The following is a 14,331-nucleotide window of genomic DNA, read 5'->3' as shown; positions in this document are numbered from 1 at the left end:
TCGTGACAATTTTTTATCCATCTGTAGCGAGTTAATATGAAAAAAATACTAGCGGGGGTTCTCGGTTTATTGTTCTCTTATTCAGTAATCGCTTCGACATCAAAAACGGCTCAAAGTGATGCTGCAATTCAGCAAACTATTCTTGAATACATTAACAGTTATCGAGCGCAACACCATCGACCTCCTTTAAAGTTAGTGCCGATCATTTCGCTTGAAGCCCAGCGTCATAGTTTGGAAATGGCAAGAAAGCAAATGTCATTCGGACATCAGGGATTTAATAAGCGGATTGATGTAGTGTACAAAAAAATCAAGCTGTGTCGGGGAGGCGCTGAGAATATTGCCTATATGAAAATTCCGGCGAGAGAAGTTGCCAGACGATGGACAGAAAGCCCAGGTCATCGGGCCAATATTCTTGGGAATTACAATCTGACCGGTATTGGTATTGCAAGAATTGAAGGGGGCTGGATATATTATACGCAAATGTTTATCCGCAGCGACGATCCGTCTTACCGTGGTTGATTTAAGTGTTTTGAGGCATTTAAACGAGGCTATGCAGTCTTTTTGATCTTGATGATCAAAGTGAATAATGCACAGTACGTAGCGGGGCAAGCATTGCTCAAATACTTGCCAATTTTACATTCCTACCAAATCACACAACGTTTCTGATTCACCATTGGACTTTGTCCGCTAATACCAAAAGCGGCTTGGAATTGAGGCATGTTAGCTAAAGTGCCGTTGACGCGGTAAATCATTGGCGGATGCGGATCAGTCATAATCAGGGTGCGCATCTGTGCCATACGGATATTGGAAGCCCAGACATGAGCGGTGCCCAGGAAAAATTGCTGATCGGGGGTAAACCCATCAATGGTTTTAGCTGATGCGTACTCTTTCGAATGTTTAAAGGCTTTATAGGCGAGAGTCAACCCTCCCAGATCCGCAGTGGCTTCACCCATTACCAGTTTACCCTGGACTGACAGATCATCCACTTTATATTGTGAAAACTGCTCCATTATGCATTGAGTGGCTGCATTAAATTTTTTCAAATCCTCAGCACTCCACCAGTTCTTCAGATTCCCATAGCCGTCAAATTGAGCACCCTGGTCGTCAAAACCGTGAGTTATTTCATGTCCGATGACAAAACCAATCGCTCCATAATTGACCGCGGTTGGCGCATTGGGGTCGAAAAAGGGCGGCTGTAAAATGCCTGCGGGCAGATTAATGTTATTCATAGAAGGATCATAATAGGCATTTACCGTTTGCGGGGTCATGCTCCATTCGGTTTTATCAATGGGTTTTCCAATCTTGTTCAAATCCCTTTTGACCAGAAACTCGCTGGCTCTGACGACATTCAATACATAAGGGCCTCTGTCGATTTTGAGACTTGAATAATCCCACCACTTCTCAGGATAACCCACACGCTCTTTCATCAACTCAAGCTTCTTCAGCGCGGCTTCTCGCGTTGCAGGCGACATCCATTGAAGTGTTTTCAACTCATCCCGTAAAGCCTGCTTAATATTATTAAGGATCTCCATTACCTGAGCTTTCGACGCAGGCGGGAAATATTTTTCAACATACATTTTACCGATAGCAAAACCTAATGCCTGGCTTTCGGTATTCACTACCCGTTTCCAGCGAGGCAGGAGTTTTTCTGTACCGGTTAAAAGGGAGCTCATGCGAAAGTTTTGATCGACAAAAGGTTTTGACAGATAAGGTGCGTAGGCATCAAGAACATGCCATCGCAGATAGCTTTTCCAGGTGTTTAATGAAACGGTGGCGAGCAACTCATTCATTTTCTTAAAAAAGTTGGGCATCCCCAAATTAATATGCTCGATTTTCTCAAGACCGATCTGATTAAAATAAGCAGGCCATGAAAACTGAGGGGTTATTTTGTCCAGTTCATCTACAGCCATCATGTGATAAATGGCACGGGGATTTCGCTGCTCAATTTGAGTCATTGAAGCATTAGCTAAAGCGGTTTCAAGCTGCATAATCTCATTTGCTTCCTTCAGAGAAGTTCCAGCGTCATCGCCAGCCAGCTCAAGCATTTTGGCGATATGCCGGACATAGGCAGAGCGGATGTCCTGAAACTTTTTATCTGCTTTGGTATAGTAATCGCGATCAGGTAATCCCAGTCCTCCCTGCATCGCAGCGCCTATCATTTCATTACTATTCTTAAAATCCTGCATGCTGCCGAAATTGAATAAGGCACTTACCCCATTCAATTGAAGCTTACTAATAACCTGCTGCAAATCCTTACTATTTTTTATTGAATTAATTGAGTCAAACATATCCTGAAGGGGGGATATGCCCAGTTGATTGATCGTAGCCTCATCCATTCCACTAAAATAAAAATCACCAATCTTTTGCTCAATACTGCCTTCGGGAAGGTTTTTATTATCCGATAATGCGGTCAGCATTTGATGAATTCTATCCTGAACACTTTCCTGAAGAATATAAAAACTGCCCCAGACTGCATATTCTGGCGGGATAGGATTTTGTTTTTGCCAGGTCCCATTAGCGTAGGCAAAGAAATTATCGGCTGGGGATATCGACTTATCCAGCCATTTAAGATTTAAAGGGTCAGGCTGCTCTTGTGAAAGAGCTGTTGCATAAGCAGGGGGGAGAAGGGCAACACTTAATAAGATGCTAAATATCAAGCGCATATATGGATTCTTCTATTAAAATTGGTTTAAACAGAGTTACAAAATATTGATAGGGATGCAAGGGGATTGCTTGTCTAATTTTAGAATTTATTCTAAAATAATAAAAAGTGGTCTTGTGTATGAATAAATTATGGGCAAGACTGGAACGAGTGGAGAATTTCATGAAAGTCTCTGTTAATCCTGCCGCAATCATTTCTGACGGCGTAGCCTGGAAATCATTAAAGAATCTGATGGAGCGATTCCATTTTGATACTGATGAGGCCCGTATTTTAATGGGTGATATGGCCGCTTCAACTTATTATAAAGGGATAAACAAGTTGGAAGGACGTTTGTCCAAAGATGAAAAAGAGCGGATTTCATTACTCCTGGGGATTTATAAAGATTTGAGAATCTTGTTTATTGATAGCGAACAGGCGACGTCATGGATCGAACGGGCTAATAGTTTACCCCCATTTAATGGCAAGACACCAAGAGAATTTATGCTGGACGGCAGTTTGCTGCGTCTTGCAGACGTAAGGCGCTTTCTTGATTATTGGCGAGGATATTAATGGATTATGAGTATATTGATTACAAGGCTAAAACGCATCGACTAATTCCTTCAAGATATCCGCCCGTTAGTTTATTTGACTGGGCAGAGAGTGCAGAAGAGCTGGAGGAGATTGCTCTTCTTGAGGGACTGACTAATGATCGTCTCGCGGAGGAATACGGACGGCTCTCCTTGCTGCCTAAAGATGAGTGGGTATATGGTCCTGGGTCTACACCGTTAATGGCTGCTTTTACTCATTTCGGCGTTTCCCGGTTTAGCGATGGCTCTTCATACGGAGTATATTATGCAGCTGACTCGGTCGAAACAGCTATTGCTGAAACAAGATTTCACCGGGAAATCTTTCTCAAAGCATCCAACGAAAATGCCTGTATTATCCAAATGCGTGAATATCAGGCAAAAGTAACCAGGGCACTGGTCAGCATTTGCGATGATCGTTACGCACCGATTTGTAGCCCCGCGCTGGAGTCTTATGCTAAAAGCCAGGAGTTTGGGCGACGCATCAAACTGAAGAATGAGTGGGGCATTTTGTATCCAAGTGCCAGAAGAGCAGGGGGAAAATGTGTGGCGATTTTTCGACCACCGGCTCTTGGCATTCCGGTACAGGCTGGCCATTATGATTATATCTGGAATGGCCGCTGCATTTCGGAAATCAGGAAGTCTGTCCTGTGTATGGAATCTGCATAACATCAGTTCCCAGATTTAAAGCGCATTAATAATGCGCTTTAAATGGATAGATTATGCAAAAACAACCTTTTTATCTCCGCGACCCTCTATTTTCTGCACCAGTTCTTTAGAATATTCAATTCCTCTATTTTCGACCTTTCTATGAATCAGAGTCGCTAATAATAACACCATGCTGAATGCAAAGATCGCTGAAAACAATATGCTTTGAGTAAACATCAGGCAGATTAAATATAAACTGTAACCGGTAAATCCATGTGTAAGATAAAGAGGATAGGAAAAATTAGCGATGCCATTTAAAGTTTTACTAAAAGGTAAACGGGAATTGCTGGCATATAAAATCAGGAAGAAGGGTATAACATAGAGATGGTTTATGAAGATTTTGCTGCCACTAGCCTCAAACTGAAGACCTGTATGAAGAGCAATATAATTTAAAATTAATAATATAGTCGCGGTCAAAATGCCGGTGACATAAGTCCATTGTTTGCTGAGGGTGTAATATATTGTTGTCCCGATAAACATAAAGCTTAGGTAGGCTGAATTGATTGATACAATTTGTTGTACACGTAATACCCAGACTCGGGTGAGCGGAAATGAGCAGGTCAGTTTATAGATAATAACCAACACCGCTGCCAGGATAATAAAACTCAAAGGATTTTTTTCTTTCTTATAATAGAAAAACAAAAAGAATATTAAATAAAAGTGCATTTCAATTTCCAGCGTCCAGGTTGAATACTCAATAAACTGGACATTGATGAAGTCTCTCATTAAAAGAAAATTACTGATTACAACTTTATATTTTAAAAAATTAAAGGGTGGTGTGCCGATGCAGTAGCCAGCTAATAACATTGCCACAGCAGCCATAATCATACAGACAATTGCAGTAGGATAAATGCGAAATAGTCTCCGAACCAAATAGGAAAGAGGATTGGTTTTTTTTAGCGAAAGCGGAATGACATAGCCGCTTAGAATAAAAAAAAGACCCAGGCCAAAATGAACACTGGAAAAAGAGTTTAGTCCTAAGGCTGCAGTGAATATTCCCAAATATTCAGGAATTGAAGCTGCTGGAAAATGGGGCTGGCTATTGGGAAACAGAAATCGAACTATTGCATTGGGATTTACCAGTAGTCCATACCAATGGGTATAAACTACTAACAAACACGCGACAACGCGCGCCATCTGCAGGAACCATATCTTATTTTTAGTACTTTCCATTCTAGTCTATGCCAATAAAAACGTAACTCCCCAGGTACGCCATCCTGAGCGTGGCGAAGGATCCCAAACTGCATATAGAGCTGAGCCAGATTCAGGAGATCCTTCACTTCGTTCAGGATGACGTTGAGACGATTTGATTGAATTAAATCAAGGTTATCCACAACCTGGGGAGTTACATAAAAAACAGGGATGCTAACAGAAATTTTCTGATATTAATAGAATGGTTTAAATCCAGAAAGATTACTGGATTCTGCGGATAAACCTCAGAACCTGGGGGTCTTATACCCATAAGAACGCAGGGAGTGTTTCTTAGAGCAAGCCTGGTATTGTACTGACCTATTACTTTTTCTTAAGTTTAGCTTAATATAACAAGCGTATAATTGATCAATGACTATCATTAAATTTTGAACGACAGAGCCTGTATGCCCTATCCATTAAGTGCAAAGAAACTGCTTAAACAATATAAAGGTAAAAGAATTAAAGAGTTTTATTTAGACAGTCAGAGTAGCCAACTGTCTCTTCCTCAAGACTCTTCCATACCATCTGTCGCGGCAGCAAAGCGTAAGGACCTTTTCCAAAAGCAAATTTTTACTCGACCTGAAAGCAATGGTCAGGTAATTTTTGTAAAACAAAACGGCCATGAGCATTCCGTTTTATGGAAAAGCTCGGCCGAAAAAATTAAACAGGCAACCCGCTGGGGTATTATTAAAACCCATTCCCTGACCAGTAAAATCATTGGTTCCCTGGGGCAGTATCGCATTGTGGCCCATGAGCAGGCGGCCAAGGGTATGGCAAGCAATTCACTGGGTATGAAGCTTGCTTTACTTGATTTATATCAGGATAGATTTGAAGCGATGCAGGATCTTGAGTCGCTGGTTAATCGAGATAATTCCGCTAAAAAAATCAATAAATATTTCGAGCGATACATTGAAAAACTGCAACAAATAATTGATGAACTGGACGCCTATTTTTCCGATGTGGATTGTCCTGGATTTGATGAGAGGACTACGAGACAGTTGAAGGATGACCTTCAGGCGGATATGCAAAGAGCTCGGGATTTTTCTCTAAAAATTCAAAAAAATGCTGATAATCTTCGTCGTTTTAATCGTGGAAGAGGTCATGAGTCGATTCTTGAATTTATCAAGCAGCAGATACATCAGAATTTATATGAATTGCAGGGAATCAATCAGGATCTTAGTTTTAGTAATAAACGTTTTTTTGCATTGACCCGCGGTAATTTAAACGATTTTATTGAAGATGCACGAAAAGAACTGGATGATCATTTACCCGATCTGCGTAACCCCGTCAATCCTTCTCATCATGGTGATTTCGCGCTCGATAAAGATCAAGCGGTAACCTATGACTTTAATCTTGAGGAATTAACACCTGCTCGCGAACGACAGGTATTACTCGCAATAAGCTTCATTGAAGGTTGGGATAAATTGGAGCTTAAAAAAGGACAGTCTCCAAAAGTCAGCAATTCAAATGATGTCGAAGAACTTGATACTATTACCGCAACCCGCTGGAAAGCCCATCGCGGTATCGTTCCCCAGTTAAAAAGTCTAGGTTATTTTCTTTTAAATTTCATTAAAAGTTTCGTGTTACCCACCAGAAACTGGGAAGAAGAAAGCTGGAAAAATAAAAATTTTCATTTGGCAGCAGCAGAGCTTCGTGCCCATGCAAAACCCAATCAACCTCTTTGGGTAAATCCCTGGAATTTCATAAAGCAAGTGGGTTATGCGATAGGGGATATTTTTAGCGGAATTAAGGATTTCGGAAGCAGCCTGGTATTTCGTTTACCTGCTGCCATGCTTGAAGATTGGAAAGCCACCTCGGAAATACCTGAATTGAGCGACACCCTGGCCGCTGCTCAGGCAGAATGTGAAACAATTAAAACAATAGAGGAAGAACGATTAAACCAGCTTTTGAAACGCTGCAAAGTAGACACTGAACTTAAGTTTAGCGCAGATAGTTTGTTTGCAGAGGCGGATTATCCGCTATCTTCCGGTGAGCAGAATGATATTCTTACAGCGGTTGCCCGAGGACTTAATGGATTTAGCAGCTTCTTCACACACGGTTTTGCAAAAGATCCAGTTTCCGGTGTAATTTTCACATGCGCCTATGGGGTTGGGGCTGCAGTGATTTATTTGCCAGGTGTAAGTACTGCTATTTTTGGTGCAAATTATGTTAACTGGTTCAGTCATTTTTCCTATTCACTAGGCGCTTCAAAGCTCGCTGCCACAATCGGCGGTGGATGTACTCAGGCCCAGGTCCTCGCGGCAGGCTGGAATGCATTGACGGACGGCTATAATAGTCAGGCGGCAAATGCTGTCTATCAGTTTGGTGAAGATCCATTAACGATTGCAGCGTATTGTGCTGCTGCTTATGGTGTGGGTTATGTATTGGCGAATGGTATTGCAGGACATCCCATACCCTGGGTCAGCAAACGGGTGCTGGAAGATCTGGGAAGTAATCCGCATGCCGGATATCCCTTTGTCGGTGCAAAAATTGCTGTTTTATTTTATGAAGCATTAATCGCTGAGTATGGAGAGCGAGTAAGATCAAAGCAACTTGAACTCACTCCGGATGACATTAAAGGCTTTGTTGAACAATATTATGCAACTAACAAACCGACCATTGATCGATTTTTGCTGGCTTACTGGTTGTCGTCCAATGCGGATGATATTCCAAAGATGGGTTCAAAACATCTTTTTGCTTTATCAAGGCAAATTGACAAACACTTTTCCAGGGAAGATAGCCGTGCTTTGAAAAAAATCTTATATCCTGAAACAGCCTATCCATCCATTGCTTTTCAATTGTTTTCAATTCCTCTAAGCTATATTCCGGCCGTTAGTCGTTTTGGCTGGTCTATCATTTTAAGCCTGGCGGCCTGGTTTGTTGAAAAACCCCACCCCTGGGAACCTATGAAGAGAGCTGGGGGAGATTTATTCGATAAAACCAAAAAAGATCTCACTCGATTAATCACGTTCTCGAGCTCAATAGTTTTCCTGTTCTATAGTGGATTTAGTTCTATTATAAAATCATTTGCATACACTGCCGAGATGGGTATTGCCCGTATTGCCGGCCTCTTTGGTGCCAAACCAGGCCATGCAACCCATCGCTTTTTTGCTTCGACCCATAAGTCTATGCGCTACGCAGGAGAGGCCCTCTACCCAGTAAGGGCGGTTAAGGATGTGAGCACCGCTGATCCGCGGGCTGTTATTGAGAAGACCGAGGCTTCTTATGGCAAGCTTTTAAAGCATATTAAAAGGAAGCAGCCCAGTTCATTGGATGAGCAATCTCAGGAATCGTTCAATCCTAAACAAGATAAAGGAAGTTATAGCTTTGATCTAAGAAGAAGATATACTTCTTCACAAGAAGGATCGTCATCTACAGTTCAAAAAAACGATCTTATGAGTTAAAGTAGCAGGGATGAACATTTTTTAGGGATAATTATGACGACTTTAAAAGCTGCTGTACTACTTACTGCCTTGATTTCTGTTAACGCCTGGGCTGACAATACACCTGCCGATGTTCAATCCTTGAATACGCAAATTCAAGGACAGTTGAAACAAATGCAGGATCAGAACAATACGCAGATCACCACTTTAAACAATCAGATGCAGGCACAGCTAAAAGAAATGCAGAATAAACTGGAAGATGAAATTCAAAAAATGAATACCCAATCCCAGGATCAACTGCAGCAAGTGCAAACCGGATTACAGCAGCAAATAGCCCAGCTGCAAAAAGAAGTCGATCAGCTTAAAAAATCATAATTGGCTTCTGTTATTCCCGCCTGGCATCACTGCCAGGTTATTGAAGGTTGGGCCTTTGGCTATAGCCGTCAGGCTAAGAAGTAATGTTATCCCCTCTCCCCCGCTGCGCGCGGTGGAGAGGGGATCAGATATTCTTAGCCTGACGGCTATGGCCAAGGGCGCAACCTACATGCAATTGTAGACAGTCTAACCTTGCAGAGCCTCATTCAGGCTTTTCAAACCTGCTTAATATATGTTTACTCATGCCTTTGGCAAGCTCTTCTTCGCTCAAATAATATTCGGCGTCAATTTCCTTGGCGAGCATGTTTTTATCGTCTTCATTTTCAACTCGAATAGCAAGCTCGATCTTTGAATTCAATTTCGTGGCGATATCAGCCATTTGCCGAATATTAAAAGGATCAGAAGTAGCAACAACCAGCATGGCAGCCCGTGCCACATGAGCCTGAATCAGTGTCGACGGATCAGAGGCATTTCCGTATACCGCAGGTATATTCTGGCTTCTGATATATTCAATTAGTTCACGGTTTTGCTCTACAACCACATAGGGAATATGTCGAGCCGTCAATATTTCACCCAGACGTTTTCCAACACGACCGTATCCTATCAATACCAGATGCTCTGAAAGGTATTTTTCCTGCGTGTTGAGAGGCAGCTCAATTAAGGGATCTGCTGAGCGCTGGAAAAAACGCATTAAAAAGGGCGAAGAGCTAAGCCAGAGCTGGAGATACTCAACCGATTTAAATAAAAGCGGGTTCAGCGCTATTGAGATTAGAGCGCCTGCAAGTATTAGTGCCTGGCCATCTTCCGGAAGCAGTTTCAATTGCACACCCTGACCTGCGAGGATAAATGAAAACTCCCCAATTTGTGCCAGACTGGCTGATACAGTGAGTGCAGTGTTGAGAGGATAACGAAGTGAGAGTACAAGAATAGCAGCGGCTATTGATTTTCCCACTACGATAATCAATACAACAATAAGTACTCGAAAAGGTTGTTCAATAAAAATAGCTGGATTAAACAACATGCCTACAGAAACAAAAAATAAAACGGCAAAAGCATCTCTGAAGGGTAAGGATTCTTCCGCGGCACGGCGGCTAAATCGTGATTCTCTTAGAATCATTCCTGCAAAAAAAGCGCCGAGCGCAAATGAAATGTCAAACAACTTCGCAGCCAAAAATGCAATGCTTACTGCCACAGCAATGATACAGAGGGTAAAGAGTTCACGAGAGCCTGTTTTGGTTATCTGCCACAATAATCTGGGTAATCCCCATCTGCCAATAAGCAGCATGATTGCTACAAAAGATGAAATTTTTAAAATGGTCACTCCGAGAGTAAGCCAAAGATTTTTATCGGATGATCCCAGTTCGGATGTACCTGACCAAAGGGCGATAAAGGGCAGAAAAACAAGAGCGAGCACCATGGCTATATCTTCAACTATCAGCCAGCCAACGGCAATTTGACCATTAATTGTTCCAAGTAGACTTTGAGCTTCCAGGGCTTTGATTAGGACTACGGTGCTTGCAACAGATAAGGCTAGGCCAAATACAATTGAATGACTAAAGTTCCATCCCCAAAAATAGGAAACAGTCGCACCAAGGCAGCTGGCGACCAGAATTTGCAGTAAAGCGCCAGGCAATGCGATTTTTCGAGTTTCGAGTAATTCATCCACTGAAAAATGAAGTCCAACACCAAACATTAAGAGCATCACCCCAATTTCAGCAAACTCGGCGGCTATATGAGGATTGGCGACAATACCGGGCGTAAAAGGGCCAATGATAATTCCTGCAAACAAATAACCAACCAGAGTAGGCAGGCGAAGCTTGATTGCAATAAAACCCATTATCAGTGCCAGCCCGAGGGCTGTTGCCAGTGTTGTGATTAGAGGCAAATTATGAGCCATTTTTTATACTCTCTTTTATGATGGCCTCTATTCTTAAAGCCAGAATCATTGTTTCTTCTGCTTGCCTTTACGGCTAATGTAGTTCGCTGAAGCCTGCACACTAGGCAAGATAGTAATTTCTGCGATATCAACATGGGGCGGCCTGGTCAGGCAAAACAACACGGCTTCAGCCACATCCTCAGCAAGTAGGGGGTCGAAATCGCGATAAAACTCCCTGGCTTTTTGCTCATCATTCCAGCGAACAATACTAAACTCGGTTTCTACCGCGCCGGGGGCTATTTCTGAAACACGAACTGATGTACCCAGTAAATCCAGACGCATTGATTTAGTAATAGCACGAACTGCATGTTTGCTGGCACAATAAACATTGCCATTGGGATAGCACTCCTGCCCTGCGATTGAACCGATATTTACAATATGTCCTGATTCTTTCTCGATCATGTGTGGGATTAAAAAGCGGCTGACATAGAGAAGGCCTTTTACATTGGTATCAATCATACGTTCCCAATTCTCAATCTCACCCGTCTGGATAGCGTCGCTGCCCAGAGCCAGTCCGGCATTATTAATTAGAATGTCAATATCTTTCCATTCAACAGGCAGATTTGACAATTGAGACTCTACGTCCAGTTTGCGGGTTATATCCAGAGTGATAATCAGAGACTCTGCACTAAACTCATTGTTCAAAGACTCAGCCAGTTCAGTCAGACGCTCTTTTCTGCGAGAAACAAGGATCAATCGTGCGCCTTGTCTGGCTAGTGAACGCGCACAGGCTTTACCAATACCACTTGAAGCGCCAGTGATTAGAGCAGTTTTATTTTTCATCCTACCTTCTTGTCTTTGTTATTGTTATTTGGAAATGGCAATGCAATTTCTTCCATTCAGTTTGGCTTCATAAAGCGCTTTGTCAGCCCTCGTGAATAAAGATTCATAATCATCATCAATCGCCGGGATTGTATTGGCCACGCCAATCGAAACAGTTAAACGATTTGAAATCGGTGAGTACTCATTTTTTATATTCAGACTATCAATTGACTCTTTAAGACGCATGGCGAATTGCTCACTGTCATTAAGCGAGGTATTGTATAAAATTACAACCATCTCATCCCCGCCATAGCGAGCGGCCAGATCCGTTTGACGTTTTACCACTTCAGTCAGGGCTTTCGCAATTTCTTTCAGGCATTCATCACCATAAAGATGGCCATAGTTATCATTACACTCTTTAAAATAGTCAATATCAATGATCATCAGAGTCAGGGGAAGTGAAGCGCGCTTTGCCCGAATCCAGTCCGCTATTAAACGCTCCTGAAAATACCGTCGATTGGCCAGTTGAGTTAGCTCATCAGTAATCGAAACGATACTAAGTTTCTGATTAAATTGCTCCAGCTGACTATTGAGCTCGCTCTCATGCGCTAAAAGAATAATGTTTTTGCGAAGCATTTTCTTATTTGCATTGAAAATAACGCCCAGGTAACTTAGAAAAATGATCAGAACGATGGCAACCAGACGCGAATCATCATGAGAATCCATCAAAAATCGAAAAATTATTGGCAGAAAGGTTGGTAGTACAAAGGCGGCATAGGATAGCGGTGAGGCGGCCATTGAAATAGTGCTTCCCGTTGCAAGCCCCGCAAAAAAAAGTAATAGAATCATACGCTGTGAAATAGACATGTCCCAGTAAAATGACCAGAAAAAATGCCCCAGCATGGCTCCTAAAAGAAAGCCGGTAATGACTAAACTCCAGTAGTAGAACTGTCTGCGCCGGGGGCTTTTAATGGCCAGGATAGCGATTATAAGCCGAAGGATTAATACGGCGCAGAGAATTCCAAGCCATAAGCCGGTCTGGGTTAGCGGAATGCCTTGATAACTTAAATAGAAAATGATTAGTAGTGCCAGAATCAATGTAAATGCAATGGCTTTGGCTGTGTTATCAAAAAGATGCTCCATTAATTTTTCTTTTACTTTTTTGGCCATCAAGTCCATGAAAAATGTAACTCCGTTTTAACATAGCATGAAAAGTATTAATTAAGTATAATCCAAAAAATTGTTAAAAAATAACTAAAAATGTCCGAAGACATTGGAACTGGTGAACAGAGTAAAGGATTTACAGCAGGGGCTGCTACCGTAATAATGGCAACTGTAGCCAGTTATGCTGCCTTAAAAAAAGGAAACATAAGTGTTGCTTTTCTTTGTTACAAAAGCGTTGGCGGTTTTGGGCTGAATTTCTATCGCTTACAAGCGAATGGGAATCGCCATCGTTTTTTTGCTATCGACTACCACCGCTTTAAAGATCCAAAAACTAACCAGGAGATCATGGCCTTGCATTATCATCGTGGTTCTTCCTTAAAAGAATTAAAACTGCACCGTCCTTATGAAGGAGGATGGTAGCTCCTTCAAGGAGCACGGGGTCCCTCAGCAGATTTGTTTCCTTCAAGCCGCTCAAGCTTCCTCGAGGCCCAATCAGGAAAGACGAGAGGGGTGGGTTGTTGTGATTTGAACATGCCGCAGGCGCTCATCAATGAACTGACCATACGCAAAGGCAGGGAGAGAATATACAGACAATACAAACCTGCAATAAAGTATTGCCTGATATCTTTTTCTGAAGAAGCGGGTAAAGCGGTTGCTTCTTTATTAGCTTGTTTATCAAAGTCTGTTGAAAAAAGAGCTATACCGCTGATGAGGGTAAAATAAAACATGTCCTTATATAATTGATTGGGTGAATTGTTCAGTTGTCGTTCAGCTATAATCAATCCTCCTTTCAGATGATAAACAGGGGATTGGGGATATTCATAGCAGGTTTTTAGCCAGCGCAGATCATCACGGGATAAAAAGTATTGTACATTTTTCTCCCAGGCGTGGCTTAGTGAATCAAGATCGTATCTTGACAAACTTTTCTTATTATACTCTCGCTTGGCGTGATCTATGTAAATTCGCATCAACTTGTCTTTATTGGGCAGTGTACTTTTTTTAATACCGCTCAACACGCCCTCCAATTCCAAGCTGCAATAGCTTTGAGGCAGAGAATGTTCAAAGAGTTTTTCGATACATTCATTGGTGGTTTTGCTGTTTGGAAGCGATTTATGATGTTCTATGAGGAGTTTCATAGTGAGAGTGCCGGCGGGATTATCTAGTTGCAAAACCCGCTTGAGAAGCTTATCCAGCTTATCGGATAAAGTGGTTCTGTGCACATGGTCATTCCTATGTTCTCAAATGACGATAAAATAAGAGCAAGATTATACATGGCAAGGACAAGGCTATCTTCTTCGTCGAATCGAATGGCCTTCAGGCTGTCGGGGAGCTGGTAGAATGTTTTAACTGGTAATTTCTTTTTCTGTGCTTGGCCTTGAGCAATATTCATTATTTGATTTAGCTGGCTACCATTCATTTGAATTTCTCCACGAATAAAGCATTATTACTGAATGAGTGTGTATTCTATGAAAAGACAGTCAGGTTTTCTATCATTCTTTTTCTTATGGATCTTCTCTGATGTGACTCGCCCCTCAGGGGAGAGAGTTAGAGACGGTAAAAATCGACCCTCACCCTAGCCCTCACTGC

At 42.0% G+C, this 14,331-nt stretch carries 13 protein-coding genes; 6 read left to right on the top strand and 7 right to left on the bottom strand.

Annotated elements, in window-relative coordinates:
- The first annotated feature begins 36 nt into the window (after positions 1-36).
- The gene (locus B1207_RS08790; RefSeq protein ID WP_253255821.1) at positions 37-519 is read left to right on the top strand and encodes a CAP domain-containing protein; all 483 of its coding nucleotides are present in this window, start codon (positions 37-39) and stop codon (positions 517-519) included.
- 122 nt (positions 520-641) lie between these two features.
- On the opposite strand, the gene B1207_RS08785 is transcribed toward B1207_RS08790, so the two are convergent.
- Positions 642-2,663, bottom strand: coding sequence for a M13 family metallopeptidase (locus tag B1207_RS08785; RefSeq protein ID WP_112219615.1), 2,022 nt, complete (start codon positions 2,661-2,663; stop codon positions 642-644).
- A gap of 119 nt (positions 2,664-2,782) precedes the next feature.
- On the opposite strand from B1207_RS08785, the gene B1207_RS08775 reads away from it, so the two are divergent.
- Positions 2,783-3,211 carry an antitoxin Xre-like helix-turn-helix domain-containing protein gene (locus B1207_RS08775; protein WP_253255820.1) on the top strand — a complete coding sequence of 143 codons (429 nt, stop codon included), beginning with the start codon at positions 2,783-2,785 and terminating at the stop codon, positions 3,209-3,211.
- A complete protein-coding gene (locus B1207_RS08770; protein WP_112219612.1) occupies positions 3,211-3,894 on the top strand; it encodes an RES family NAD+ phosphorylase in 684 nt (227 codons plus the stop codon). The genes B1207_RS08775 and B1207_RS08770 overlap by 1 nt, the downstream gene beginning before the upstream one ends.
- 51 nt (positions 3,895-3,945) lie before the next feature.
- Here the strand turns inward: B1207_RS08770 and B1207_RS08765 are convergent, their stop codons facing one another.
- A complete protein-coding gene (locus tag B1207_RS08765; protein ID WP_301182689.1) occupies positions 3,946-5,070 on the bottom strand; it encodes an acyltransferase family protein in 1,125 nt (374 codons plus the stop codon).
- 458 nt (positions 5,071-5,528) lie between these two features.
- On the opposite strand from B1207_RS08765, the gene B1207_RS08760 reads away from it, so the two are divergent.
- Positions 5,529-8,528: a hypothetical protein gene (locus B1207_RS08760; protein WP_112219610.1), complete on the top strand. Its 3,000-nt coding sequence runs from the start codon at positions 5,529-5,531 to the stop codon at positions 8,526-8,528.
- Between the two features lie 33 nt (positions 8,529-8,561).
- Positions 8,562-8,882, top strand: a complete 321-nt coding sequence (locus B1207_RS08755; protein ID WP_112219609.1) for a hypothetical protein — start codon at positions 8,562-8,564, stop codon at positions 8,880-8,882.
- 202 nt (positions 8,883-9,084) lie between these two features.
- Here the strand turns inward: B1207_RS08755 and B1207_RS08750 are convergent, their stop codons facing one another.
- From B1207_RS08750 to B1207_RS08740, 3 genes are read right to left on the bottom strand one after another with little or no spacing between them, the layout of a single operon-like run.
- On the bottom strand, positions 9,085-10,779 hold the full coding sequence (locus B1207_RS08750) for a cation:proton antiporter (protein ID WP_112219608.1): 1,695 nt from the start codon (positions 10,777-10,779) through the stop codon (positions 9,085-9,087).
- A 45-nt stretch (positions 10,780-10,824) separates the two neighbouring features.
- Positions 10,825-11,601, bottom strand: a complete 777-nt coding sequence (locus B1207_RS08745) for an SDR family NAD(P)-dependent oxidoreductase (protein ID WP_112219607.1) — start codon at positions 11,599-11,601, stop codon at positions 10,825-10,827.
- Positions 11,602-11,625: 24 nt separating this feature from the next.
- Positions 11,626-12,750 carry a GGDEF domain-containing protein gene (locus tag B1207_RS08740; RefSeq protein WP_172458229.1) on the bottom strand — a complete coding sequence of 375 codons (1,125 nt, stop codon included), beginning with the start codon at positions 12,748-12,750 and terminating at the stop codon, positions 11,626-11,628.
- A gap of 90 nt (positions 12,751-12,840) precedes the next feature.
- Here B1207_RS08740 and B1207_RS08735 point away from each other — a divergent pair, with 90 nt between their 5' ends.
- Positions 12,841-13,164 carry a hypothetical protein gene (locus B1207_RS08735; protein WP_146740054.1) on the top strand — a complete coding sequence of 108 codons (324 nt, stop codon included), beginning with the start codon at positions 12,841-12,843 and terminating at the stop codon, positions 13,162-13,164.
- A gap of 5 nt (positions 13,165-13,169) precedes the next feature.
- On the opposite strand, the gene B1207_RS08730 is transcribed toward B1207_RS08735, so the two are convergent.
- Together B1207_RS08730 and B1207_RS08725 are read right to left on the bottom strand one after the other, a co-directional pair.
- Positions 13,170-13,964 carry a hypothetical protein gene (locus B1207_RS08730; RefSeq protein WP_172458227.1) on the bottom strand — a complete coding sequence of 265 codons (795 nt, stop codon included), beginning with the start codon at positions 13,962-13,964 and terminating at the stop codon, positions 13,170-13,172.
- Complete coding sequence (locus tag B1207_RS08725) at positions 13,904-14,161, bottom strand: hypothetical protein (protein ID WP_112219603.1); 258 nt, start codon at positions 14,159-14,161, stop codon at positions 13,904-13,906. The genes B1207_RS08730 and B1207_RS08725 overlap by 61 nt, the downstream gene beginning before the upstream one ends.
- Positions 14,162-14,331 lie beyond the last annotated feature (170 nt).

Origin of the sequence: Legionella quinlivanii (genome assembly GCF_003265995.1) — a bacterium.
Taxonomy (GTDB): Bacteria; Pseudomonadota; Gammaproteobacteria; order Legionellales; family Legionellaceae; genus Legionella_C; species Legionella_C quinlivanii_A.
Note: the sequence above shows the minus strand (reverse complement) of the source record. Positions and strands in the feature narration are given on the sequence as shown.

Bases quoted from the DNA above. Each gene is read 5' to 3' on its own strand.
- B1207_RS08790 (WP_253255821.1), top strand. From the start codon at position 37: ATGAAAAAAATACTAGCGGGGGTTCTCGGTTTATTGTTCTCTTATTCA.
- B1207_RS08785 (WP_112219615.1), bottom strand. From the start codon at position 2,663: ATGCGCTTGATATTTAGCATCTTATTAAGTGTTGCCCTTCTCCCCCCT.
- B1207_RS08775 (WP_253255820.1), top strand. From the start codon at position 2,783: ATGAATAAATTATGGGCAAGACTGGAACGAGTGGAGAATTTCATGAAA.
- B1207_RS08770 (WP_112219612.1), top strand. From the start codon at position 3,211: ATGGATTATGAGTATATTGATTACAAGGCTAAAACGCATCGACTAATT.
- B1207_RS08765 (WP_301182689.1), bottom strand. From the start codon at position 5,070: ATGGCGCGCGTTGTCGCGTGTTTGTTAGTAGTTTATACCCATTGGTAT.
- B1207_RS08760 (WP_112219610.1), top strand. From the start codon at position 5,529: ATGCCCTATCCATTAAGTGCAAAGAAACTGCTTAAACAATATAAAGGT.
- B1207_RS08755 (WP_112219609.1), top strand. From the start codon at position 8,562: ATGACGACTTTAAAAGCTGCTGTACTACTTACTGCCTTGATTTCTGTT.
- B1207_RS08750 (WP_112219608.1), bottom strand. From the start codon at position 10,779: ATGGCTCATAATTTGCCTCTAATCACAACACTGGCAACAGCCCTCGGG.
- B1207_RS08745 (WP_112219607.1), bottom strand. From the start codon at position 11,601: ATGAAAAATAAAACTGCTCTAATCACTGGCGCTTCAAGTGGTATTGGT.
- B1207_RS08740 (WP_172458229.1), bottom strand. From the start codon at position 12,750: ATGGCCAAAAAAGTAAAAGAAAAATTAATGGAGCATCTTTTTGATAAC.
- B1207_RS08735 (WP_146740054.1), top strand. From the start codon at position 12,841: ATGTCCGAAGACATTGGAACTGGTGAACAGAGTAAAGGATTTACAGCA.
- B1207_RS08725 (WP_112219603.1), bottom strand. From the start codon at position 14,161: ATGAATGGTAGCCAGCTAAATCAAATAATGAATATTGCTCAAGGCCAA.